The following is a 21,034-nucleotide window of genomic DNA, read 5'->3' as shown; positions in this document are numbered from 1 at the left end:
GTTCTGGAACAGATGGGAGCCAACATCCGGGAACGGACCCGACCCGGCATTAACGGAGAAATACGGGCACGAGCTCGGCCGCACCGGTCCCGACCCAGGCCGCCAGCGTCGCGCGGTCCACGAGAATGCCCTGCCGGGCGAGGATCCCGGCCTGCCGATACAGCGGCAGATGGTCGGCGTAGCGCGAGACCATCACATGCGCGACCGTCGCCTCCGTCGGCAGCCCGCCCTCGATCAGGCGCACCGGCGCAGGTCGCTGCACCACCACGCCGGCACAGGCCCGGCAGGCAAGATCGTAGATCCGTGGACTGGCAATGCCGTCGGCGCCGGCATCACCGCCGGCCAACATGGTACGCGAGCTGCTCTGCCAGCAGATGGCGTCGCGATCCCTGCACCTGACGCAGGAAGCCGAGGACGCGCAGCGTGTTGAGCACGCGCTGCGCCGTGCTGCGATCCGGCCCGGACAGCGCGGCGGTCCAAACAATACCGACCGGGCGCTCTACCACCGCACCCCGGTGAGCCGCGGCGGCGCCTTTGCCAGGCGGCCTACGAACCGATGTCTGTTCACGGCCTCCGCGCGCCGCGGGAGCCCTCGGTCACTCCGCTATGGCGCGATAGAGATCGGGCCGGCGGTCGCGCCACCAAGGAAAGTCCTTCCTAGCACGTGCCGGCTCGTCGAGATCCAGGTCGTGCACCAGGAGCTCGTCGCGATCGATCCCTGCCTCGGCGGCGATCATGCCGCGCGGGTCCACCACCATGCTGCGCCCGAGATGGTGGCGCGGGCCCTCGACACCGACGCGATTGGCCGCCACCACCCACGCCCCGTTCTCATGGGCGCGGGCCCGCAGCGGCACCTCCCAAATCGATGCGCGACGGCCGGGATCGGCATAGGTGGAGAAACAGATCGGCATGAAGATCGCCTCAGCCCCGGTCAGCGCGAGCACCCGCGAGGGCTCGGGGTAGAGTCTGTCATTGCAGATCTGAATGCCGAAGCGACAGCCCAGCAGGTCGAACACCGGCAGGGTGTTGCCCGGGGTGAAGTAGAGCTTCTCGAAACTGCCGGTACCGCCCGGCGCGTCGGTCGGGAAATAAGCGGGGATATGCGTCTTGCGATAAGTGCCGACGACAGCGCCGCGTTCATCAACCACCAGCGCCGCGTTGCTGTAGCCGGCCTTCTCGCGCAGTCCAAGTCCGAGGATGGCGGCGACGCCGTGCTGTGCAGCGGCCTCACGCAGCCTTCGGACCTCGGGCCCGTCGGGCGTGACGAAGAAGCGGTCGAACTCCTTCTCAAGCCGGTTGGGGAAAAAGGGCGAAAGGAACAACTCGGAGAAAAGCAGCAACTTCACGCCGCGCGCGGCCGCATCGGCGAACATCGCCTCGGCGGCGGCGAGGCCCGCATCGAACCCCTCCGTCAGCACCGGCCCGGTCTGTGCCAGGCCGACGCGCAACAGGCGCTGCATCCGCCTAGCCCTGCCAGATTTCGCCGAGCACGCGACGGAAGTTCAGCCCCATGATCTTCTCCACCTCGCTTTCCTTGTAGCCGGCCCTCAGCAGCGCGTCGGTCTTGCGCGAGAGGAAGCGCGGATTGTTCAACTCGTCGGGGTAGCGCTTCTCGAGCGTGTTGCCGAAGGCGCGGATGAAGTCGGCGGTGGCGCCGGCATACCGGGTGAAGCTCATGTCCAGGATGGCGTCCGCCTTCTCGGAACTCGCCAGCGCCGCCATGTCGTTGCCGAAGCCCACATGATCAATGCCGACGAGGCTCACCACATGCTTCAGATGGCGCAGGAACAGGTCGAGCGTCGGCGGGTTCGCCGGATTGCCGTCCCAGTTCATGAAGCCGTGGAGCGAGACGCCAACGAGCCCGCCGGTGCGGCCCACCGCCCGGATGACCTCGTCCGGCTTGTTGCGCACGCGGTTGGTGACCGCGCGGGCGTTGGCGTGCGTCAGCAGGATGGGCTGCTTCGTCGCAGCGGCCGTGTCCAGGCAGGTCTGCTCTCCGGTGTGGGACAGGTCGATGGCCATGTTGAGGCGATTGAGTTCCGCCACCACCTCATGGCCGAAGTTGGACAGACCGGCGTTGCGTTTTTCGAGGCAGCCATCGCCGACGGCGCTCGCCTCGTTGTAAGTGAGCTGGACGATGCGCAGGCCGAGGCGATGGAACGCCTCGATGCGCTCCACCTTGTCGCCCAGCAGCTTGGTGTCCTGCCAGCCCATGATCAGCCCGACCTTCCCCTCCGCCTTGGCGCGGTCGATGTCGGCGCCACGCTCCACCAGCAGCCAGCCGGAGTTCGGATCGGCGCAACGGGCGCGCCAGCTGGCGAACGCGTCGAAGGTGGTCTCGAAGTTATCCATTGGCGAGCGGATAGTCACATTCGCCGCCGAGACATTGCCCTCGCGCAGCCAGCGCGGGTCGCCATCGGAGTAGAAGACCAGCCCGTCAATAACGAGCATCCGGTCGTGCAGCGTACTCATGCCGTCCTGATCCCTCTTCCGCGCTTCGGCGTAGACGGATTGGATCGCAATACGGCCATATTGAAAAGGGGGCGTCGAAAGCTCCGAACTGGACAGGAAGGCAGCAGCATGAAGCAGCGGGGCACCGTGCTTGGTTTAGCCACCGCATCCGCTGGGCGGCGGCAGCTCACCGGCGCTGCCCTGGGCGCCGCGTCGCTCGGGGCACTTGGCGCCCTGCGCTTGCACAGGGGAACTGGCCGTCGCGCCCGGTACGGCTGATCGTCGCCTATCCGGCCGGCGGCAGCGCCGACATCGTGGCCCGCCAGCCGCCGAGCCGCTCGGGCGCGCCCGGGGCCAGCCGGTGGTGGTGGAAAATCGTGCCGGCGCTGCGGGGACCATAGGTGCCGAGAGCGTCGCCAGGCGTCGGCGAGTTGTTCCAGGCCACCGCGAATGTGGACATCGCCCATGTCCCTATCGCGGCAGCGGCCCGATGATGACGGATCTGATCGCTGGCACCGTGCAGCTTGCCTTTGACACTATCCCGGCCGGCTCACGGCAGTCGGCACGGCGATGACCCGCCGCTCGCCGCTGGCGCCGCAGGTGGGGACGCTCGATGAGCAGGGCCGGCGCGGATTCACGGGCAGCAGCTGGGTCGGCCTGGTCGCGCCCGCCCGGACACCCAAGCCGCTTGTGGCGAGGATGGCGGCCGGGCTCGGCGCCGACTGCGCGGCTGCTGCCGCCATCCATACTCGGTCAGCCATCGAACACGGATTCTGCGCCGTTTGCGGCCGAACGCTTCGACTGAACGGGCGCACTACCCAGTCCCGTCGAGATCACGGGAGAGCGCGATCAGCTCCTTCGTGTGCGGGTGCGTCGCACGCCCGCCGCGGAGCGCGGCCTCGTCAAGCGTCTCCACGATCTCGCCCTGCTGCATCACCGCGAGCCGCGTGCAGAGATGCGCAACGACCGCGAGGTTGTGGCTGACGAGGATGCAGGTCAGGCGGCGTGCCGCGCGCAGATCCGCCAGCAGGTTCAGTACCTCCGCCTGCACCGTCGCGTCGAGCGCGCTGGTCGGCTCGTCGAGCAGCAGCACCGAAGGGCCGGCGATCAGCGCGCGCGCCACCGCCACGCGCTGCCGCTGCCCACCCGAGAGCTGGTGCGGGAAGCGGAAGCGCACGGCGCGCGGCAATGCCACCTCCTCCAGCGCGCGGGCGATGCGCTGGTCGGCATCGGGAATGCGATGGACTATCAGCGGCTCCGACAGGATGCGATCCACCGTCTGGCGCGGGTGCAGCGAGCCGTAGGGATCCTGAAACACCATCTGCACCGCGCGGTGAAAGGCCGCATCGCGTCGGCGCCCGAGCGCGCAGCCGGCCATCGACATGCTGCCGGTCCAGCCCGTGACCAGTCCCGCAAGCGCGCGCAGCACGGTGGACTTGCCGGAGCCCGATTCGCCGACCAGGCCGAAGCTCTCGCCCTCCGCCACGGTGAAGGAGGCGCCTCGCACCGCATGCACCTTGCCGAAGCGCACATTCAGGTCGCGGACCTCGATCACGGCCCCTCCAGCCAGGCCGGGTCGCGCGCCAGCACCGGCAGGCGCTGCCGTGCGGCATCGAGCCGCGGCAGGCAGTTCAGCAGCCCGCGCGTGTAGGGATGGCGTGCGGCGTGCAGATCCGCGGCGCGCAGTTCCTCCATCACGCGGCCGCCGTACATCACGACGATCCTGTCGCAGAACCGCGAGACGAGCGGCAGGTCGTGGCTGATGAGCACGAGGCCCATGCCGCGATCCGAGACGAGACGGTCGAGCAGCCGCAGGATCTCCGCCTGCACGGTCGCGTCGAGCGCGCTGGTCGGCTCGTCGGCGATCAGCAGGTCGGGGCCGGGGGCGAGCATCATCGCGATCATCACGCGCTGGCCCATGCCGCCGGAGAGCTCGTGCGGATAGGCGGCGAAGACGCGCGCTGGATCGCGGATCAGCACCTGCGACAGCAGTTCGAGTGCTGCCTCGCGTGCCTCGCGCCGGCTGCCGCGGTGATGCGCGCGCCAGGCCTCCGCGATCTGCTCGCCGGCAGGCATCACGGGATTGAGGGAGAATTTCGGATCCTGCAGGATCAGCCCGATGCGCGCGCCGCGGAGCCGACGCATCGCCTCCGGCGTCGCGGTCAGCAGGTCCGTCCCGGCCACGCGGAGCGTCTCCGCCCGGATGCGTGCGCTGGGCGGCAGCAGCCGCATCAGCGCGCGCCCGGTCACCGACTTGCCCGACCCGCTCTCGCCCACCAGGCCGAGCTTCTCGCGCCCCAGCACGAGCGAGACGCCGCGCACCGCCGGCTGCCAGCCGGTGCTGCCGGGGAAGTCCACGTGCAGGCCGCGAATCTCGGCAAGCGGCGTCATCGCTGCTTCGGGTCCAGCACGTCGCGCAGCCCGTCGCCGAGCAGGTTGAAGGCGAGGCTGGCGAGGAAGATGGCGATGCCGGGGATCAGCGGCACCCACCACTGCTCCAGGATGAAGCGGCGCGAGGTGGCGATCATCGTCCCCCATTCCGGCAGCGGCGGCTGCGCGCCGAGGCCGAGGAAGCCGAGCCCCGCCGCGGTGAGGATGAAGGATGACATGTCGAGCGTGACGCGCACGACGAGGCTCGGCACCGCGACCGGCGCCACATGGCGCAGCACGGTCCGGGTGGCGGATGCGCCGGTCAGCCGCACGGCCGCGATGAAGTCCGCGTTGCGCACGGTGAGGGTCTCGGCGCGCGCAAGGCGGGCATAGGGCGGCCAGGCGGTGAGCGCGATCGCGATCACCGCGCTCTCCACGCCCGGCTTCAGCGCGGCGACGAAGGCCAGCGCCAGCACCAGCCGCGGGAAGGCAAGGAAGACATCGGTCACGCGCATCAGCAGCCGGTCCACCATGCCGCCGGCATAGCCCGCGGCGCAACCGACGATCAGCCCGAGGGGTGCCACCAGCAGCACCACCGCGACGACCATGCCGAGCGTGATCCGCGCACCGAAGACGAGGCGCGACCAGAGGTCACGGCCGAGTTCGTCGGTGCCGAGCCAGTGCGTCGCGGATGGCGGCGCAAGCCGCACGCCGAGATTCTGCGCGCCGGGATCATGCGTGGCGAGCCAGGGCGCCAGCAGCGCCATTGCCAGCAGCAGCAGGACAACAGCGAGGCCCGCCATCGCCAGCCCGTTGCGGCGGAAGGCCAGCCAGGCCTGGTAGCGCTGGCCCCAGGCCGCCTGCCGCCGCGACTCCGGCGCGTCCGACAGCAGCCATTCGCGCGAGAACGGCGCGCTCATCGCGTGCGCGGGTCCAGCAGGCGGTAGAGCGCATCCGCCAGCAGGTTGAACGCCACATAGATGAGCCCGACGACCAGGGTGGCGCCGAGCACTGCGTTCATGTCCGCATTGAGCAGCGACGCGGTGAGGTACTGGCCGAGCCCCGGCCAGGCGAAGATCGTCTCGGTCAGCACCGCGCCTTCGAGCAACCCGGCATAGGTCAGCGCGAGCACCGTGACGAGCGGCACGGCGGTATTGCGGAACGCGTGCCGCCAGATGATGCGCGCCTCCGTCAGCCCCTTGGCGCGGGCCGTGGTGACGTATTCGGATTGCAGCTCGGCCAGCATGAAGGCGCGCGTCATGCGGGCGATGTAGGCCACCGAGAAGGCGGCCAGCACGCCCGCCGGCTGCGCCAGATGCGCCAGCGCGTCGCGCAGCGCCGGCCAGTCGCCCGCGAGCGCCGCATCCACCGTCAGCAGGCCTGTGCGCACCTCCACCATGTCCTGGAAATACACGCCCTGCCGTCCCGGCCCCGGTGCGAGGCCGAGCCAGGCGTAGAACACCAGCAGCGAGGCGAGGCCGAGCACGAACACCGGCAGGCTATGGCCCGCGATGCAGACCACCCGCACCGACTGGTCCAGCCAGCTGCCCTGCCTGGCCGCCGCCGCGACCCCGAGCGGCACGCCGATCAGCGTGGCCAGCAGGATCGCCACCGTCGCCAGTTCGAAGGTGGCGGGCAGGAAGCGCGCGATGTCCTGCGTGACGAGGTTTGAGGTCATCACGGAGCGCCCGAGATCGCCCTGCGCGAGCTGGCCGAGGTAACGCAGGAACTGTTCGGGCAGCGAGCGGTCCAGCCCGAGTTCGACCCGCACGCGCTCCACCACCTCCTGTGGTGCGCGGTCGCCGACGATGGCGAGCACGGGATCGAGCGGCATGACGCGGCCGATCAGGAAGGTGACGAGCACCAGCCCGAAGAGCGTGATCGGCACGCTGGCCGCGGTGGCCGCGAGCGCACGTAAGCGGCCCTTCACCGCGCGCCCGGGCGCCGCCGCGGCGCGCCGCCCGCCTCAGCCGGCCTGTGGGCGCGCGTCAAGCTGCTGCACCGTGCCGAGGCCGGGCGGCGCGATCCCGCGCAGCCGCCGCCCTTCCCGCTCCACCGCCCGCATCACGCGGATGAAGTTGCCGCCGGCGAGATCGGCCAGGTGATCCTCCGACCAGCCGCGGCGGATCAACTCGGCGAAGAGGTGCGGGAAGCGGCTGACATCCATGAGCCCGACCGGCTTGGTCGGCACCCCGAAATAGTCCGACCCGATGCCGACGCGGCGCGTGCCGATCCGGTTCGCCAGATACTCCACGTGATCCGCGACCTGTTCGAGCGTCGCCAGCGGGCGCGGGCCATGGTCCTTCTCCCAGGCCTCGATCGCCTGCAGCCAGCCGCCGCCGGTGCTGCGCAGATGGGCCTCCCGCAGGGGCTTCATCCAGGCGCGCACCTCCTCGCTGGTGAAGTCCGGCACGAAGGTCGCCATCACGATGCCCTCGGTGCCCTTCACGCGGTCCAGCACGTCGTCGGGCACGTTGCGCGGATGCGCGCAGAGCGTGAAGGCGTTGGAGTGGGAGAACACGACCGGCGCCGTCGAGGTGTCCAGCACGTCGTGCATCACCGTCGGCGCGACATGCGCGCAATCCACCATCATGCCCAGCCGGTTCAGCTCCCGGATCACCGCATGGCCGAAGGGCGAAAGGCCGTTGCTGCGCGGCGCATCGGTCGCGCTGTCCACCCAGTCGAGCGTGCCGTTATGGCAGAGCGTGAGAAGCCGGACGCCGGACGCATGCCAGACACGCAGCGGCCCGAGGCTGTTCTCGAGCCCGACGCCGCCCTCCACCGCGATGATGGAGGCGATCTTGCCGGCCCGGTGCGCGCGGACGATGTCGGAGGCCCTCCGCGCGGGTAGGAAGACATCCGGGTGCGCGTCCTCGATGCGGAGGATGGTGTCGATCTGCTCCAGCGTGGCACGCGCCGGGTTGGGCAGGTCCGTCGGCACATAGGCGGCCCAGACCTGCGCGCCGACGCGCCCTTCGCGCAGGCGCGGAATGTCGGTGTCGCTCTCCGGGTGGATGCGGGTCAGGTCGTAGCGCAGCACGTCGCCACGCGCTTCGGAGTCCAGCCGGATCACCCAGGCGAGGTCGTTGTGCCCATCGACCAGAGGCACACGCTCCAGCAGCGCGATCGCGCGCTTCAACGGGTCGCGGGCGCGAGATGCTGCCTTCGCCATGCTGCCCGCTTTCCCCCTCCAGCCGACGCGGCCCAGGGCTATACGGTCACATGCCATCCGCCATCCGACAAGATGCACAGCATGCTTGCCGCGATGGTCGGCGCGCTGCAATCTTTGACGAAAGCGCCCGGATCGAGGCGCGGGTACCGCGCCGGGCCAAGCCACGCCCCTCGGGGCATTGAGGAAGCGACAGCGATGACCCTCCACCGTCGTAGCGTGCTTGCCGCCCCGCTCGCCCTGCCGGCGTTCCATGCGGGGCTGGCCCATGCGCAGACGCCGCGCGACGTCATCGTGATGGCGCGCCACATCGGCGACATCATCAGCCTCGATCCCGCCGAGGCCTACGAGTTCTCGAGCAACGAGGTCTGCACCAACTGCTATCGCAAGCTGGTGCGGCCGGATGGCGCGACCGTCCGCGGCGACCTGGCGGAGCGGTGGGACATCACCCCGGATGCGAAGCGCTTCACCTTCCACCTGCGCGCCGGCCAGAGCTTCGCGGGCGGCGCCGCCGTCACTGCCGAGGACGCGGCATTCTCGCTGCAGCGCGCCGTGATCCTGGGCAAGGCGTCGAGCTTCATCCTGACGCAGTTCGGCTTCAACAAGGACAATGTCCGCCAGCTGATCCGGGCCACGGACGACCGCACGCTCGCGGTCGAACTGCCGGAGGCGCGCGCGACCAGCTTCGTGCTCTACTGCCTCTCCGCCAATGTCGCGAGCGTCGTCGAGAAGGCGCGCGTGATGGCCAATGAGCGCGACGGCGACATGGGCAACCAGTGGCTGAAGACCAACAGCGCCGGCGCGGGCCCCTATCGGATCGCGGGCTACAACGCGAACGAGCAGGTCACGCTGATGGCGAACCCGAACTACGGCCAGCCGGTGCCGGTCCGGCGCATCCTGATCCGCCATGTGCCGGACAGCTCCGTGCAGTTCCTGATGCTGCAGCGCGGCGATGCCGACATCGCGCGCGACCTCGATGCCGACCGGCTTCGTGCGCTGCGGAGCGACGCGAACTACACGCTGGTGTCGTCCGGCCAGGGCACGCAGATGTATGTCGCGATGAACACGTCCGTGCCGGAGCTTTCAAAGCCGCAGGTACATGAGGCGGTGAAGTGGGCGATCGACTACGACGGCATCGCGGCAAATGTCACGCCCGGCACCTGGAGCGTCCACCAGGCCTTCCTGCCGGCGGGCATGCCGGGCGCGATCACCGACCGGCCCTACACGCGGGACATCCCTCGCGCCCGCCGCCTTCTTGCTGAAGCAGGCTATCCCGATGGCTTCGCGATCGAACTAGACCACTATGGGAGCCCGCCCTTCTTCGACGTGGCGCAGGCGCTTCAGCGCAACCTGGCGGAGGTCGGCATCCGCGCCTCGCTGCTCTCCGCCGATCCGCGCCAGGTGCTGACCAAGTCGCGCAACCGCACCACGAAAATGGTCCTGCTGCGCTGGAGCACGGACTATTTCGACCCGAACTCCAACGCTCAGTATTTCTGCGAGAACGACGACAACTCCGAGAACAACCGACTTCGCGTAATGGCTTGGCGGCTGCACTGGATCGATCAGCGCCTGACGGAAAGCGCGCGCGCCGCGGTGCGGGAGCACGACCCTGCCAAGCGGCTCGCGATCTACGAGCAGATGCAGCGCGAGCACATGCAGCGCGCGCCTGTGGCCTTCATGCTGCAACGGAACGAGATCGCGGTGCTGCGGCGTGGCGTGAGCGGGCTGCAACTCGGCCTGACGGCCGATTACACGCGCTACGAGGGCCTCCGGAAGGGCTGACCCACCCGCGCTGCGATGCCCTCGAACGCCATGAGGGCATCGCCTCAGGCCATCAGGGCCGGGCGGGGCCGAATCAGCGTCGGCGGATCGCCTGGCCCGGCGAGGTGGCGGTTCCCGGCGCTACCGGTCCTGCTCCCTGCGGGCCTGCGCGACCAGTTCAGCCCGCCGCGATCCCGGCCCGCTGCGCCACGGAGCCCCATTTCAGCACCTCCGCCTCGATGAAGGCGCCGAACTCGGCCGGGCCCCGGCCGTCAGGCGTGAGGCCGCGCTGCTCGAACTCGGCCGCCAGCCCCGCATCCAGAAGGCGCTTAATGTCGGCCGCCACGCGGTTGATGATGGGCTGCGGCGTTCCCTTCGGCGCGACCATGCCGACCCAGCTTCCGCCGGTGAAGCCCTTCACGCCCTGCTCGTCGAAGGTGGGCACCTCCGGCATCAGGGGGGAGCGCTGCATCATCGCGGCGCCCAGCGCCTTCAGCCGGCCGCCGCGCACATGCGGCAGGCCGGTGTTGATGGCCTCGAAGGCGAGCTGCACGGTGCCCGAGATCAGGTCCGTCATCATCGGGCCGCCGCCGCGATAGGGGATATGCGTGATGTCCACGCCCGCGGACATCTTGAACAGCTCGCCGACGAAGTGGTTCGAAGTGCCATTGCCGAAGCTCGCGTAGTTCAGCTCGCCCGGCCTCGCCCTGGCCAGGGCGATCAGCTCCTGCACGTTGTTCGGCGCCAGCCTCGCCGTGGCATAGAGCACGAATTGGGTCTGGTTGATGAGCGTGATCGCGTCGAAATCCCTGACGGGGTCATAGGCCAGGTTGCGCTGCGTGCTGCGCGCGATCGCGATCTCGGGGGAGGCCGCGACGAGAAGCGTATAGCCGTCGGGCGCCGCCCGGGCGACGCTCTCCGCGCCGATCGTGCCAGCCGCGCCGCCGCGGTTCTCGACGATGACCGGCTGGCCCCACAGCTGCGCCAAGCGATCGGAGAACAGCCGCGCGACGATGTCCGTGCCGCCGCCGGCCGGATAGGCGACGACCAGGCGGACCGGCCGCGTCGGCCACTGCTGCTGCGCCATGGCGCCGCGCCCGATGGGCGCCAGCGCCGCAAGCCCCAGGGCGGCGACGGCGCGCCGCCGCGTGATCCCGGCTGCGCGCGTCGTCAGTACAGCTTCGCCGGGCGCCCGCCCGTTGCAGTCCGTCGTCATCGTGTCCCCTTTCGCCGTTTCAAAGCCCTGACAAAGCAGCACCTCATTTTGAATATGAACGCGTTGCTATCCGATCCGCAACGCCCGGCCGGCGGCCGGGACAGCGTTGCGGGAAAGGGCTCCGACATGTCGCCGTTTCACGACAGGCTGCTGGTCATCGACGGTCTGGTGTTCCACTCGGACGGCGATCCGCGTTGGCTGCGGGAGGGCGATGTCGCCGCCGCGAATGCCGCGCTCGCCCATGGACGATTTCGAGCAGACCATCGATGGCTTCGCTTTCTGGCGGCGTCTCTGCGCCGATCCGCCGACGCTCGACCTGCTCCTCCGGCACCTGAATCACATCATGAACCTGGTCGGCATCGACCATGTCGGCTTCGGCAACGACATGCCGGCGCTGTCCAGCAGCTCGAAAGCCGACGCGATCGTGGAGATGAGCGTCTCCCGCTACGGCAGCGCCACAGCGGACTACGTCCGGGCCTTCGGAAGCACCGTCGAGAAGCGCCATCCTGACGAGATGAACAATGCGCGCTTCCTTTCGCGCAAGACGGCCCTGCTGCTCAACTGCGGCTCAGTCCCGGCTCGGCTGCATGCGACAGCAGGAGGAATTGGTCGGCCGAGTGCCGGCAGGATCCCCGCCCGGCGCGGCGGACACCGCGGTGCCCTTCCCGCGATGGACACCGCAGCGTGCGCCATGCGCCCTCGCGCCGCTTGTTGCGGGTGTCGCACGCCTGGTCTCGCTGCCGCTCGGGGGGCCGTCGCCACGGCCCGCCGGACGACCTCGTCCTACACACGCTGGCGAAGAAACTCGCAGATCGCGTCGTATTCCGCGCGGGCCGCGCTGCCGGTGAACCGGGCGCGCATGAAGCCGTGCAGCATGCCGCGAGCCTCGCGGTAGGTCACGTCGACGCCGGCCAGCGCGAGCTTCGCCGCATAGAACCGGCCATCGTCGCGCACCGGGTCGAGCTCTGCCGAATGCACGAAGGCTGGCGGCAGGTCGGCGAAGCTCTTCGCCAGCCAGGGCCGGGCATAGGGATTGCCCTGGTGCTCCGGAGTGGGCAACAGGAGCGCGAGGGAGTCGCGGCAATACTGGGTCGTGAGGCCGTAGCCGGTGGCGTTCTCGACATAGGAGCCGCTGTCCATGGACGAGCCGAGGGCCATGTAGATCGCGACCTGGGCAGCGATGCGCGGGCCACCCTTGTCGCGGGCGGCGAGGCACATCGCGGCGGCGAGCTGGCCGCCTGCGCTGTCGCCGACCAGCGCGATCCGCGCCGGGTCGGCTCCGAGTTCGGCCGCGTTCGCAGACAGCCAGGTGAGCACGCCGTAGCAATCGTCGAAGGCGGCAGGAAACGGATGCTCGGGCGTCAGCCGGTAATCCACGCTGACCACCGTCGCGCCGGTCTGGTCGCAGAAGCCCCAGGCGATCGGGTCGGAGCTGTCCAGATCGCCCTTCATGAAGCCTCCGCCGTGCATGTAGATCGCGCAGGCACCCGTGGGCTGGGCGTGGCGGTACACGCGCACCGGCACCGGATGGCCCGGCACGGCGATCAGCCGGTCATGCACGGAAAGCGAGGGAGGGCGCGGCGCGGCAAGGCTGCTCGTGTAGACCGACCAGGCCTTGCGGACCTCCTCGATGCTGGTCCCGCCGTAGGCGCCCTTTTGCGCCTCCTGCAGGATCCGCATGTCGGGATGGATCGCCTTCATGGTCGGAACTCTCCACGCTGCATCAGCACAGGATGATTCTATGCGCCGACAGGGTAGATGTGAACGCAGCCGCTGGCGTCGAAATGCGCGGGAAACCCACCCGCGCCGCCGTGCCCGAGACCGCGGCGTGCAGTTCGATCGGGTAGTTCCGGACGCCCCGGTTGGTCACGCAGGAGGCCGGTCGACTCAGCTGCGCAGAGCGACGTGCTCCGGCCACGGATAGAGCCGGAAGCCGGTCAATGCGAGGTCCGACTGAGGGCGAGGCGGACCGCAAGACCGACAAAGCGGGACGGCGACTGCGCGATCTCCGTGCCAGCGAAGCCGTCCGTTGATGCCGACGTAGTCCAAGGCATCATCTCTCCTGCGAGCGCCATGGTTGCCCGTTGCACCGCGCGTGTTGCAACCGCCTGGCATCTTTCCACGGTGCTGCGCCCACATAATCTCTTCCAGCTTATATTGGCGAAGCGGTGGCCTGCGGGCTGGCTGGTCGCCTCGCGACCGGCTTCGGGTTTCCAGGCACGCGCCGCCCGCCCATATGAAAGGCATGGTCGCCCTATCGGTTCTCGATCTCTCCCCGGTCCCTGAGGGCAGCGACGCCGGCCAGGCGCTGCGAAACTCGCTCGATCTCGCCCGCCATGCGGAGGCGGCCGGCTACCGGCGCTTCTGGATGGCCGAGCACCACAACATGCCCGGGATCGCCAGCGCCGCAACGGCGGTGGCCCTGGCCCATGTGGCCGCGGGGACGCAGCGCATCCGGATTGGCGCCGGCGGAGGGGACGCAGCGCATCCGGATTGGCGCCGGCGGAATCATGCTGCCGAACCACGCCCCGCTGATCGTCGCCGAGCAGTTCGGAACGCTTGCGGCGCTCCACCCCGGTCGCGTCGACCTGGGGCTGGGCCGGGCACCCGGGACGGACCAGGTCGCCGCCCGCGCGCTGCGCCGGAACCTGGCTGCCGACGCGGACGAGTTCCCACAGGACGTGGTCGAACTCATTGCCTACTTCCGGCCTGCCGAGCCCGGCCAGGCCTTGCAGGCCGTGCCGGGCGCGGGCCAAGAGGTGGAGGTCTGGATCCTGGGATCGAGCACCTTCGGCGCGCAACTCGCAGCGTATCTCGGGCTTCCCTACGCCTTCGCCTCGCACTTCGCGCCGGCGCAGATGGTGGATGCCATCGCGATCTACCGCGAGCGCTTCCGCCCATCGGAGCGGCTCGCGGCACCGCGCGTCATGCTCGGCCTGAATGTGTTCGCCGCGGAGACGGATGCCGAGGCGCGGCGCCTGTTTTCCTCCCTGCAGCAGGCCTTCCTGAACCTTCGCCGTGGTCGGCCGGGGAAGCTGCCGCCGCCGGTGGAAGGGCTGGACGCGCAGCTCGATCCGCATGCGCGCGCCATGCTCGATCATGCGCTCGCCTGTTCGGTCGTCGGCGGGCCAGGGACGGTGCGGCGCGGCGTTGCGGACTTCGTCGCGCGCACCGGTGCTGACGAGCTGATGGTCACCGCCCAGATCCACGACCACGCCGCTCGCGTGCGATCCTTCGAGATCCTCGCCGAGGTGCACGCGCCCGCAGGCGCAGCGGCGTAGTCGGCCATCCAGCAGTCAGCGCAGGACCAGACCGATGCAAACCATGCCGGACGCCCATGACCTGCTCGCTGCCGAGCGGTTCCTCGCTGCGGAAGCGAGGATCGCCGCCTGCTTCGAGCAGACCGAGGAAGCCATTGCGCCGCTCCTGCGCGGCATGCGCGCGACAGGCCGCACGACCTACGTCACCGATCCCGAACGCGGCGTGATCTGGGGGCACGCCTTCCTCCGGCCGCCCTACGCGCCCAGCGTCGAGGCCGAGTGGTTCGTCGGATGGGGTCTCCGGTTTCCCGACGGAGGAAGTGGGTGGAACGGTGCCGAGCCCCGTCTGCCGACCACGCCACATGCCATCGTCGCCGTCGGCGCGAGCGGCGTGCCGGCCGGCTCGCCGAGCACGGTGCTGCGGGCGCGGCTGCCGCGCGGATGGTCGGCGCTCAGCGGAGAGGCGGCATTCCTCGCGGCGTCGCGGCCGTTGCTCGAACTGCCGGCCGATCCGAACGCGCTGGCCGCGGCGCTGGCCGCCTGGACAGCCGAACGGATCGACGAACTCAGGTCATTCCTCCCGGGCGTGGCTGCAGCCTGACACAGCCGTCGCGGTCGCTCAGCACTCGATCACATTGACCGCGAGGCCGCCCAGCGAGGTCTCCTTGTATTTGTGCGACATGTCGAGGCCCGTTTGGCGCATCGTCGCGACAACCTGGTCGAGGGAGACCAGGTGCCGGCCGTCGCCATGCAGTGCGAGGCGGGCGGCATTGATCGCCTTCACGGCTCCGATCGCATTCCGCTCGATGCAGGGCACCTGGACCAGCCCCGCGACCGGGTCGCAGGTCAGGCCGAGATTGTGCTCCAGCGCGATCTCGGCGGCGTTCTCCACCTGCGCATTGCTCCCGCCCAGCGCCGCGGCGAGGCCGGCGGCGGCCATGGCGCAGGCCGAGCCCACCTCGCCCTGGCAGCCCACCTCGGCGCCGGAGATCGAGGCGTTGCGCTTGATGATCGCGCCGATCGCGGCTGCGGCGAGGAAGTAGTCCTCGATGCCGGCAGGGTTCGCGCCCGGCACGAAGCGCTCGTAGTGGTGCAGCACGGCCGGCACGATGCCGGCGGCGCCGTTGGTCGGTGCGGTCACCACGCGCCCGCCCGCGGCGTTCTCCTCATTCACGGCCAGCGCCCAGAGATTGGTCCAGTCCATCGCGGCGAGCGGATCGGCCTCGTTGCGGGACGACGCTTCCTCCAACCGCCGCAACAGGCCAGGCGCGCGACGGCGCACGCGCAGGCCGCCCGGCAGTTCGCCCTCGCCGCGCAGGCCGCGCGCGACGCAGGCGCGCATTGCCTCGCGGATGCGTGCGATGCCGCCCGAAAGCTCGGCGGGGCTGCGTAGCGCGATCTCGTTGGCGCGCATCAGTCCAGCGACCGAGAGGCCCGCCGCGTCGGCGCCTGCCAGCAGTTCGGCGGCATTCGTGAAGGGATGCGGCACCTGCGCCGCATCGCCGCCACCGCCGCCGAGCGGCTGGCCTGCCTCGTCCACGACGAAGCCGCCGCCGACCGAGTAGTAGCTGCGCGACGTGCCGCCCGCCGTCAGCCGCAGCGCATTCGGGTGCAAGGGCAGCGTCTCGCGTGGGCGGAAGACGATGTCGCTGTCGGGATCGAAGCCGATACGCAGGCCGCTCGGCAGCGTCAGTCGCCGCGTCCGCCGGACCTCCGCCGCGATCGCCGCCGCATCATCCGGGTCGAGCGTGTCGGGTCGTGCGCCGCCAAGGCCCAGGATCACCGCCGTATCCGTGCCATGCCCCTTCCCCGTCAGGGCGAGCGATCCGAACAGCTCCACGCGGATCGCATCGGGCTGCATGTCCAGCGAGGCGGCGAAATGCGCGGCCGCGAGCATCGGCCCGACGGTGTGGGAGCTCGACGGCCCGACGCCGATGCGGAACAGGTCGAAGAGTCCGATCCAGCCCTCGCTCATCGCGCGGCCATCACGATCAGCCGGCAATGGTTCCGGGCGACGGCCAGCCGGATGAGCGGGACTTCCATCCCGCAACGCTCCACGCGGCGGCGGCGACGGTCAAGCGGCGCGGCGGGCCGGCCGCGCCTTGACCGCTGCCCGAACCCGTTCCTAGCGTGCCGGGAGCAGCCTTGGCGCGGACCGGTCGGCCCATGCCAGCGAGATGTCCCGAGGATCCCATGGCCACGCACCGCTTCCGTCCCACGCGATACTTCAACGCGATCGGCGTCGCCGAACCCTGCCTGCGCGTCGCGGATGGCGACACCTTGATCACCGACACCATCGACGCGTCCGGCCTCGATGCGCGGGAGGTGGCCGTCGCCAGCCGGCCGAACCCGATGACGGGCCCATTCTTCATCGAGGGCGCCGAGCCCGGGGACACGCTCGCCGTGCGGATCGATCGGCTGACGCCGAGCCGCGCGACCGGCTGGACCTACTCGCCGCTCGCCCTGACCGTGCTGGATCCGGCGGCGATCCTCAACCGGCCACCGCAGCAGCGCGTCGTCTGGGATATCGACCGGGAGGCCGGGACGGTGCGGCTGCAGGAGAAGGTGAAGGGGCTCGAGGATTTCGCCCCGCCCCTGCAGCCGATGATCGGCTGCTTCGGGGTCGCGCCGGCGGGCGGGCAGGCGCTGTCCACCGCGACCAGCGCGCAGAACGGCGGGAACATGGACTACCGCCTGTTCGCACCCGGCACGACGGCCTGGTTTCCCGTCGCGGTGCCCGGCGCGCTTTTCTATCTCGGCGACGGCCATGCCTCCCAGGGCGACGGAGAGATCGTCGGCACCGGCATCGAGACCTCCTTCGAGATGCAGGTGACCTTCCGCGTCCTGAAGCGGACGATCACCTGGCCGCGCGGGGAGACGGCCGAGGACATTTTCACGGTCGGCAATGCCCGCCCGCTGGACCAGGCGCTGCAGCACGCGACGACCGAGATGTCGCGCTGGCTCGGCGAGGACTACGGCCTGGACGCCCGCGCCGCCAGCCACCTGATGGGCCAGGTCGTCCGCTACGATGTCGGCAATGTCTTCAACCCTGCCTTCACGGTCGCCTGCCGCATCGCCAGGCGCTGGCTCCCGAAGCGCTAGGATCGGGCGTCACGCCGCACATGGTGTCCGGTGCCATCAGGCGCGGATCCAGGTCTCCGAGAACGCCAGCATCGCCGTGGAGATGCGATGCCCGGCGATCTCGCGCGGTATCGGCGCACCCGGCCGCTTCTGCCCGTTGACGGTCACGCTGGCAGCCTCGCAGCCCACGAACAGGCTCGGCATGTGGTGGCGGCCGGTGGCGGATTGCTCGGGCGGCAACGCAAAGCAGAAGGGCTTGCCCAGCCCGGACCACTCCAGCACCAGCGTCAGGTCGCCTGCCCGCACGGTTTCGCTGTAGCGGCTGATCGCGTCGCCGCCTGAGGTCACGCTGTCGAGGCTGCGGTATTCGAGCGCCCGGAGGCCCGGCAGCGCCCGCCACGCGCCGAAGTGCGCCACGTAGTCGGACACCAGCCAGCGGGCGAGCGGTTCGTTGTCGGTCAGGCACAGGTTTGCCCGGTCAGCGGGTGGCGCCGACTCCTGCGGCGACAGCATGAGCACCAGCGCATGCCCGCGTCCATGCGGCGAGAGCACCACGCGAAAGAACGAGGCGAGGGTCGTGAAGGGGCCGTCTGGCGTCTCCTTGAGAGAGATGCCGGGGTTCTCGCCGGACCATTCCACGGTGCCAGGAAAGACGAGCGTCTCCGCCATGCATCACTCCTCCGCTGCCTGTCTCCCCTAACGGTGCGCTGCGGAGCAGGTCAGATCAATGGCGGCGATGCGCCGCGCCGGCACGCAGGCGCGGACGTGAAAGGCCGCCTTGCGCGCGCCCATCGATGATTCCCCCCACAGTGTCCGGGTGCGAGCAGCTTCGGCCCAATCCACGGCCCGATGGACGCCACAGGTGGGGAGGGCACCTTGCGCGTGCGGTGCTCTGGAGGCAGGATCGTGCACGATGCAGGATGCACGAAGCCTTACGAGGATCGGCCTGGCGGAGCAGGTGCGCGCCCGGCTGCTCGAACGCATCATGGACCGCGACCTCCCGCCGGGCGCCCGGCTGAACATCGACGCGCTGGCTCGCGAGATGGGCGTCAGCTCGTCGCCGCTCCGTGAAGCCCTTGCCGCACTCGCGGCGCGTGGCCTGGTGCGCAACGAGGCGTTCCTCGGCTTCTCGGTGGCGCCGATGCCCGACGCCGAGTTCCTGCACGCCATGTTCGACACGCGGCTGCGGCTGGAGCCCTGGCTCGCCGCGCGCGCCGCCACCCGTATCAGCGAGGAACAGCTCGGCCGGCTGCGCGGCGCGCTCGCCGCCATGGCGCCCGAATCGCGCCGCGGGCCGTGGCAGCGCCATCACACCCATGCCGCCGCCGACGAGGACTTCCACGGCACCATCGCCGAGGCCTCCGGCAACGCGCCGGCGCGCCAGGCGCTCGCCGCGCTGAACGCGCAGATCCATGTCTCCCGCCTCTACCTCGCCGCGCAGACCGGCGCGGAGGAGACGGCGGCCGAGCACCAGCGTCTGCTTGCCGCCCTCGAGGCCCGCGACGCCGCGGCCGCGGAAGCGGCGATGACCGCCCATCTCCAAGGCTCCCGGGAGCGCCTCGTCCCATGACCGATCCTGCTCCGACCCCGCCCGGGGACACGGCTGCCCGCATCGCGCGCATCCGCCTGCATCCGGTGCTGCACCAGATGCCCGACAGCCACGCCTACGGCATGGCGCGCGGCCTCACCGCGGCACGCGGCGCGACCATCGTCGAGATCGAGACCAACACTGGCGTCACCGGATGGGGCGAGGCCTGGGGCCCGCCCGACTTCCCCGCCGCCTATCTCGGCATGGTGGAGGCGCGGTGGCGCGGCGCGCGGCTGACCGACCACGCCGCGCTGTTCCACACGCTGATCGCGCAGAACTACCATTTCGGCGTGCAGAACGGGCTGATGGCGCTGCTGTCGGGCCTCGACATCGCCATCCACGACGCGCTCGGCAAGGAACTCGGCCTGCCCGTGCATGCGCTGCTCGGCGGCCGCGCGCGCGAGGAGGTGCTGTGCTACGCCTCGGGCGGCTACTTCACCGCCGACCCGGCGCGCGGGATCGAAAGCCAGCTTCCACGCTTCGCCGGCTTCCCCGCCTGCAAGATCAAGATCGGCCGCGGCGCCGCCGACGATGCGGCGCGCGTGCGGCTCGTCCGCGATGCGCATGGCCCGGCGATGCGCGTCTTCGTGGATGCGAACGGCAACTACACGCTCGACCAGGTGCTCGCCTCCATGCGCGCGCTGGAGGGCCTCGACGTCGGCTGGTTCGAGGAGCCGCTCGCGCCGGCCGAGGAGGAAGGCTACCGCCTGCTGCATGCCCGCGCGACCATCCCGGTCGCGACCGGGGAGGCGCTGTACACCGCCTTCGCCTTCGACCGGCTGCTGGCGCCGCGCGCGATGGACGTGGCGCAGCCCGATCTCGCGCTGGTCGGCGGGCTGAGCCAGGGGCGGCTCATCTCGCAGCTCTGCACGCTGCGCCATGCGCGGCTCTCGCCGCATGTCTGGGGCAGCGGGCTCGGCCTCGCGGCGGCGGTGCATCTGGTCGCCGCGCATCCGGCCTATCCCGCCACCACCAACGAGGCGGATCCGCCCTGGGTCGAATACGACGTCGCCGACAACCCGTTGCGCGACGAGATCCTGCTGGCGCCGCTGCGCCCGGTGCAGGGCCGCATCGCCGTGCCCATTGCGCCCGGCCTGGGCGTGGAGCCGGACCGCGCGGCGCTCGCGCGTTTCCGCCCGCGGTGAGCGAGGCCGCCCCCCTGCTGCGCGCCGACCGGCTTTCGGTCGAGTTCCCGGCCGGGAAAGGCTGGCTGCGCGCGGCTGAGGAGGTGTCCTTCACCCTGGCGCCGGGCGAGACGCTCGCCCTGGTCGGCGAGAGCGGCAGCGGCAAGTCGGCCACCGCCATGGCCGTGGCCCGGCTGCACGGGCCGGAGGCACGCGTGACCGGCCATCTCGGCTGGACCACGCGCGAGGGCGCGACGCTCGATCTCGCCACGCTGCGCGGCGAGGCGTTGCGGCGCCTGCGCGGGCGCGACATCGCGGTCGTGTTCCAAGACCCGGGCAGCGCGCTCGATCCCGTCTTCCAGGTGGGCGACCAGATCGCCGAGACGCTGCGCCACCTGCGCGGCGCCGGCCGGCGCGAGGCGGCGGAGGGCGCGGTCGCGCTGCTCGAGCGCGTCGGCATCCCCGATCCGCGGCGCCGCGCCGAGGAATACCCGCACCAGCTCTCCGGCGGAATGCGCCAGCGCGCCGTGATCGCGCTCGCGCTCGCCGGCCAACCGCGGCTGCTGGTGGCCGACGAGCCGACCACGGCGCTCGATGTCACCATCCAGGCGCAGATCGTGGAACTGCTGCAGGACCTGCAGGCGCGCGAGGGCATGGCGATGATCTTCGTCAGTCATGATCTCGGCCTGGTCGCCGGCCTCGCGCATCGCATCTGCGTGCTCTACGCGGGCCAAGTGGTGGAGGAAGGGCCGGCCGCCGAGGTGCTCGCCGCGCCGCGCCATCCCTACACGCGTGCGCTGCTCGACTGCGTGCCGGAGATGGAGGGCGACGCGGCGCCGCCGCGCGGCATCCCCGGCCGCATGCCGAGCCCGCTCGACCCGCCGGCGCATTGCCGCTTCGCCGACCGCTGCGCCCTCGCCGAGGCGGCCTGCCGCGCGCAGCCCGTGCCTCTGGTCGCGGTGGCGCCGGGCCGCAGCAGCCGCTGCCTGCGCTGGCCGGAGGTCGCATGAGCGG

21 protein-coding genes and 3 pseudogenes are annotated in these 21,034 nt (G+C 70.6%); 10 read left to right on the top strand and 14 right to left on the bottom strand.

The features are described 5' to 3' along the window. Positions 1–52: 52 nt before the first annotated feature. From DFH01_RS20480 to DFH01_RS29115, 5 genes and pseudogenes are all read right to left on the bottom strand, one after another. A pseudogene (locus DFH01_RS20480) lies at positions 53–289 on the bottom strand (IS66 family transposase); the annotation flags it as partial. A 43-nt stretch (positions 290–332) separates the two neighbouring features. Further along, on the bottom strand, positions 333–506 hold the full coding sequence (locus DFH01_RS28295; protein ID WP_158287839.1) for a helix-turn-helix domain-containing protein: 174 nt from the start codon (positions 504–506) through the stop codon (positions 333–335). Positions 507–596: 90 nt separating this feature from the next. After that, complete coding sequence (locus tag DFH01_RS20475) at positions 597–1,460, bottom strand: carbon-nitrogen hydrolase family protein (protein WP_109872305.1); 864 nt, start codon at positions 1,458–1,460, stop codon at positions 597–599. Positions 1,461–1,464: 4 nt separating this feature from the next. Further along, positions 1,465–2,472, bottom strand: a complete 1,008-nt coding sequence (locus DFH01_RS20470) for a dipeptidase (RefSeq protein WP_109872304.1) — start codon at positions 2,470–2,472, stop codon at positions 1,465–1,467. A gap of 265 nt (positions 2,473–2,737) precedes the next feature. Beyond that, a complete protein-coding gene (locus DFH01_RS29115; RefSeq protein ID WP_332903288.1) occupies positions 2,738–2,911 on the bottom strand; it encodes a hypothetical protein in 174 nt (57 codons plus the stop codon). 95 nt (positions 2,912–3,006) lie between these two features. Here DFH01_RS29115 and DFH01_RS29155 point away from each other — a divergent pair. After that, positions 3,007–3,147 (top strand): annotated as a pseudogene (locus DFH01_RS29155) (tripartite tricarboxylate transporter substrate-binding protein); the annotation flags it as partial. Between the two features lie 118 nt (positions 3,148–3,265). Here DFH01_RS29155 and DFH01_RS20455 read toward each other — a convergent pair. The 5 genes from DFH01_RS20455 to DFH01_RS20435 form a co-directional block, all read right to left on the bottom strand. Then, the gene (locus DFH01_RS20455; protein WP_109872302.1) at positions 3,266–4,006 is read right to left on the bottom strand and encodes an ABC transporter ATP-binding protein; all 741 of its coding nucleotides are present in this window, start codon (positions 4,004–4,006) and stop codon (positions 3,266–3,268) included. Further along, complete coding sequence (locus tag DFH01_RS20450; protein ID WP_109872301.1) at positions 4,003–4,842, bottom strand: ABC transporter ATP-binding protein; 840 nt, start codon at positions 4,840–4,842, stop codon at positions 4,003–4,005. The genes DFH01_RS20455 and DFH01_RS20450 overlap by 4 nt, the downstream gene beginning before the upstream one ends. Continuing rightward, positions 4,839–5,741 (bottom strand): ABC transporter permease, encoded by a 903-nt coding sequence (locus DFH01_RS20445; RefSeq protein ID WP_109872300.1) that lies wholly within the window; start codon positions 5,739–5,741, stop codon positions 4,839–4,841. Before DFH01_RS20445 ends, DFH01_RS20450 begins: the two co-directional genes overlap by 4 nt. Continuing rightward, positions 5,738–6,709 carry an ABC transporter permease gene (locus DFH01_RS20440; protein WP_233256201.1) on the bottom strand — a complete coding sequence of 324 codons (972 nt, stop codon included), beginning with the start codon at positions 6,707–6,709 and terminating at the stop codon, positions 5,738–5,740. The genes DFH01_RS20445 and DFH01_RS20440 overlap by 4 nt, the downstream gene beginning before the upstream one ends. A 78-nt stretch (positions 6,710–6,787) precedes the next feature. Further along, entirely contained in the window at positions 6,788–7,993 is a 1,206-nt protein-coding gene (locus tag DFH01_RS20435) for a dipeptidase (protein WP_109872298.1), read from the bottom strand. A 195-nt stretch (positions 7,994–8,188) separates the two neighbouring features. On the opposite strand from DFH01_RS20435, the gene DFH01_RS20430 reads away from it, so the two are divergent. Further along, on the top strand, positions 8,189–9,772 hold the full coding sequence (locus DFH01_RS20430; RefSeq protein ID WP_109872297.1) for an ABC transporter substrate-binding protein: 1,584 nt from the start codon (positions 8,189–8,191) through the stop codon (positions 9,770–9,772). Positions 9,773–9,929: 157 nt separating this feature from the next. On the opposite strand, the gene DFH01_RS20425 is transcribed toward DFH01_RS20430, so the two are convergent. Continuing rightward, a complete protein-coding gene (locus tag DFH01_RS20425; protein WP_109872296.1) occupies positions 9,930–10,967 on the bottom strand; it encodes a Bug family tripartite tricarboxylate transporter substrate binding protein in 1,038 nt (345 codons plus the stop codon). 241 nt (positions 10,968–11,208) lie between these two features. Between DFH01_RS20425 and DFH01_RS20420 the strand changes: the two genes are divergently transcribed. Next, the gene (locus DFH01_RS20420; protein WP_158287838.1) at positions 11,209–11,862 is read left to right on the top strand and encodes a membrane dipeptidase; all 654 of its coding nucleotides are present in this window, start codon (positions 11,209–11,211) and stop codon (positions 11,860–11,862) included. Here DFH01_RS20420 and DFH01_RS20415 read toward each other — a convergent pair. Continuing rightward, positions 11,751–12,668, bottom strand: coding sequence for an alpha/beta hydrolase (locus DFH01_RS20415; protein ID WP_109872294.1), 918 nt, complete (start codon positions 12,666–12,668; stop codon positions 11,751–11,753). The genes DFH01_RS20420 and DFH01_RS20415 overlap by 112 nt on opposite strands. 535 nt (positions 12,669–13,203) lie before the next feature. Between DFH01_RS20415 and DFH01_RS29150 the strand changes: the two are divergent. From DFH01_RS29150 to DFH01_RS20405, 3 genes and pseudogenes are all read left to right on the top strand, one after another. Further along, positions 13,204–13,377 (top strand): annotated as a pseudogene (locus DFH01_RS29150) (LLM class flavin-dependent oxidoreductase); the annotation flags it as partial. Between the two features lie 100 nt (positions 13,378–13,477). Then, a complete protein-coding gene (locus tag DFH01_RS20410; protein ID WP_408609209.1) occupies positions 13,478–14,248 on the top strand; it encodes an LLM class flavin-dependent oxidoreductase in 771 nt (256 codons plus the stop codon). A gap of 43 nt (positions 14,249–14,291) precedes the next feature. Continuing rightward, positions 14,292–14,828, top strand: a complete 537-nt coding sequence (locus tag DFH01_RS20405; protein ID WP_146217105.1) for a hypothetical protein — start codon at positions 14,292–14,294, stop codon at positions 14,826–14,828. A gap of 18 nt (positions 14,829–14,846) precedes the next feature. Here the strand turns inward: DFH01_RS20405 and DFH01_RS20400 are convergent, their stop codons facing one another. Further along, entirely contained in the window at positions 14,847–16,202 is a 1,356-nt protein-coding gene (locus DFH01_RS20400) for an L-serine ammonia-lyase (RefSeq protein WP_109872292.1), read from the bottom strand. Between the two features lie 218 nt (positions 16,203–16,420). Between DFH01_RS20400 and DFH01_RS20395 the strand changes: the two genes are divergently transcribed. Beyond that, complete coding sequence (locus tag DFH01_RS20395; RefSeq protein ID WP_109872291.1) at positions 16,421–17,329, top strand: acetamidase/formamidase family protein; 909 nt, start codon at positions 16,421–16,423, stop codon at positions 17,327–17,329. Positions 17,330–17,365: 36 nt separating this feature from the next. Here the strand turns inward: DFH01_RS20395 and DFH01_RS20390 are convergent, their stop codons facing one another. Further along, the gene (locus DFH01_RS20390) at positions 17,366–17,977 is read right to left on the bottom strand and encodes a hypothetical protein (RefSeq protein ID WP_109872290.1); all 612 of its coding nucleotides are present in this window, start codon (positions 17,975–17,977) and stop codon (positions 17,366–17,368) included. A gap of 244 nt (positions 17,978–18,221) precedes the next feature. On the opposite strand from DFH01_RS20390, the gene DFH01_RS20385 reads away from it, so the two are divergent. Genes DFH01_RS20385 through DFH01_RS20375 form a run of 3 tightly spaced genes read left to right on the top strand, consistent with a single transcriptional unit; the run spans position 18,222 to position 21,030 of the window. Next, positions 18,222–18,878 carry a GntR family transcriptional regulator gene (locus tag DFH01_RS20385; RefSeq protein WP_109872289.1) on the top strand — a complete coding sequence of 219 codons (657 nt, stop codon included), beginning with the start codon at positions 18,222–18,224 and terminating at the stop codon, positions 18,876–18,878. Then, positions 18,875–20,041, top strand: a complete 1,167-nt coding sequence (locus DFH01_RS20380; RefSeq protein WP_109872288.1) for a mandelate racemase/muconate lactonizing enzyme family protein — start codon at positions 18,875–18,877, stop codon at positions 20,039–20,041. Before DFH01_RS20385 ends, DFH01_RS20380 begins: the two co-directional genes overlap by 4 nt. Next, positions 20,038–21,030: an ABC transporter ATP-binding protein gene (locus tag DFH01_RS20375; protein WP_233256200.1), complete on the top strand. Its 993-nt coding sequence runs from the start codon at positions 20,038–20,040 to the stop codon at positions 21,028–21,030. Before DFH01_RS20380 ends, DFH01_RS20375 begins: the two co-directional genes overlap by 4 nt. Positions 21,031–21,034 lie beyond the last annotated feature (4 nt).

Origin of the sequence: Falsiroseomonas bella (assembly GCF_003173615.1) — a bacterium.
GTDB lineage: Bacteria > Pseudomonadota > Alphaproteobacteria > Acetobacterales > Acetobacteraceae > Falsiroseomonas > Falsiroseomonas bella.
The sequence above is the reverse complement of the archived record's forward strand: the minus strand, read 5'-3'. Positions and strand labels throughout refer to the sequence as shown.

Coding starts and splice junctions, on each gene's coding strand:
- DFH01_RS20450 (WP_109872301.1), bottom strand. CDS start 4,842: ATGACGCCGCTTGCCGAGATTCGCGGCCTGCACGTGGACTTCCCCGGC.
- DFH01_RS29115 (WP_332903288.1), bottom strand. CDS start 2,911: ATGTCCACATTCGCGGTGGCCTGGAACAACTCGCCGACGCCTGGCGAC.
- DFH01_RS20390 (WP_109872290.1), bottom strand. CDS start 17,977: ATGGCGGAGACGCTCGTCTTTCCTGGCACCGTGGAATGGTCCGGCGAG.
- DFH01_RS20470 (WP_109872304.1), bottom strand. CDS start 2,472: ATGAGTACGCTGCACGACCGGATGCTCGTTATTGACGGGCTGGTCTTC.
- DFH01_RS20420 (WP_158287838.1), top strand. CDS start 11,209: ATGGACGATTTCGAGCAGACCATCGATGGCTTCGCTTTCTGGCGGCGT.
- DFH01_RS20385 (WP_109872289.1), top strand. CDS start 18,222: ATGCAGGATGCACGAAGCCTTACGAGGATCGGCCTGGCGGAGCAGGTG.
- DFH01_RS20425 (WP_109872296.1), bottom strand. CDS start 10,967: ATGACGACGGACTGCAACGGGCGGGCGCCCGGCGAAGCTGTACTGACG.
- DFH01_RS20445 (WP_109872300.1), bottom strand. CDS start 5,741: ATGAGCGCGCCGTTCTCGCGCGAATGGCTGCTGTCGGACGCGCCGGAG.
- DFH01_RS20405 (WP_146217105.1), top strand. CDS start 14,292: ATGCCGGACGCCCATGACCTGCTCGCTGCCGAGCGGTTCCTCGCTGCG.
- DFH01_RS20475 (WP_109872305.1), bottom strand. CDS start 1,460: ATGCAGCGCCTGTTGCGCGTCGGCCTGGCACAGACCGGGCCGGTGCTG.
- DFH01_RS20380 (WP_109872288.1), top strand. CDS start 18,875: ATGACCGATCCTGCTCCGACCCCGCCCGGGGACACGGCTGCCCGCATC.
- DFH01_RS20410 (WP_408609209.1), top strand. CDS start 13,478: ATGCTGCCGAACCACGCCCCGCTGATCGTCGCCGAGCAGTTCGGAACG.
- DFH01_RS20430 (WP_109872297.1), top strand. CDS start 8,189: ATGACCCTCCACCGTCGTAGCGTGCTTGCCGCCCCGCTCGCCCTGCCG.
- DFH01_RS20400 (WP_109872292.1), bottom strand. CDS start 16,202: ATGAGCGAGGGCTGGATCGGACTCTTCGACCTGTTCCGCATCGGCGTC.
- DFH01_RS20415 (WP_109872294.1), bottom strand. CDS start 12,668: ATGAAGGCGATCCATCCCGACATGCGGATCCTGCAGGAGGCGCAAAAG.
- DFH01_RS20395 (WP_109872291.1), top strand. CDS start 16,421: ATGGCCACGCACCGCTTCCGTCCCACGCGATACTTCAACGCGATCGGC.
- DFH01_RS20435 (WP_109872298.1), bottom strand. CDS start 7,993: ATGGCGAAGGCAGCATCTCGCGCCCGCGACCCGTTGAAGCGCGCGATC.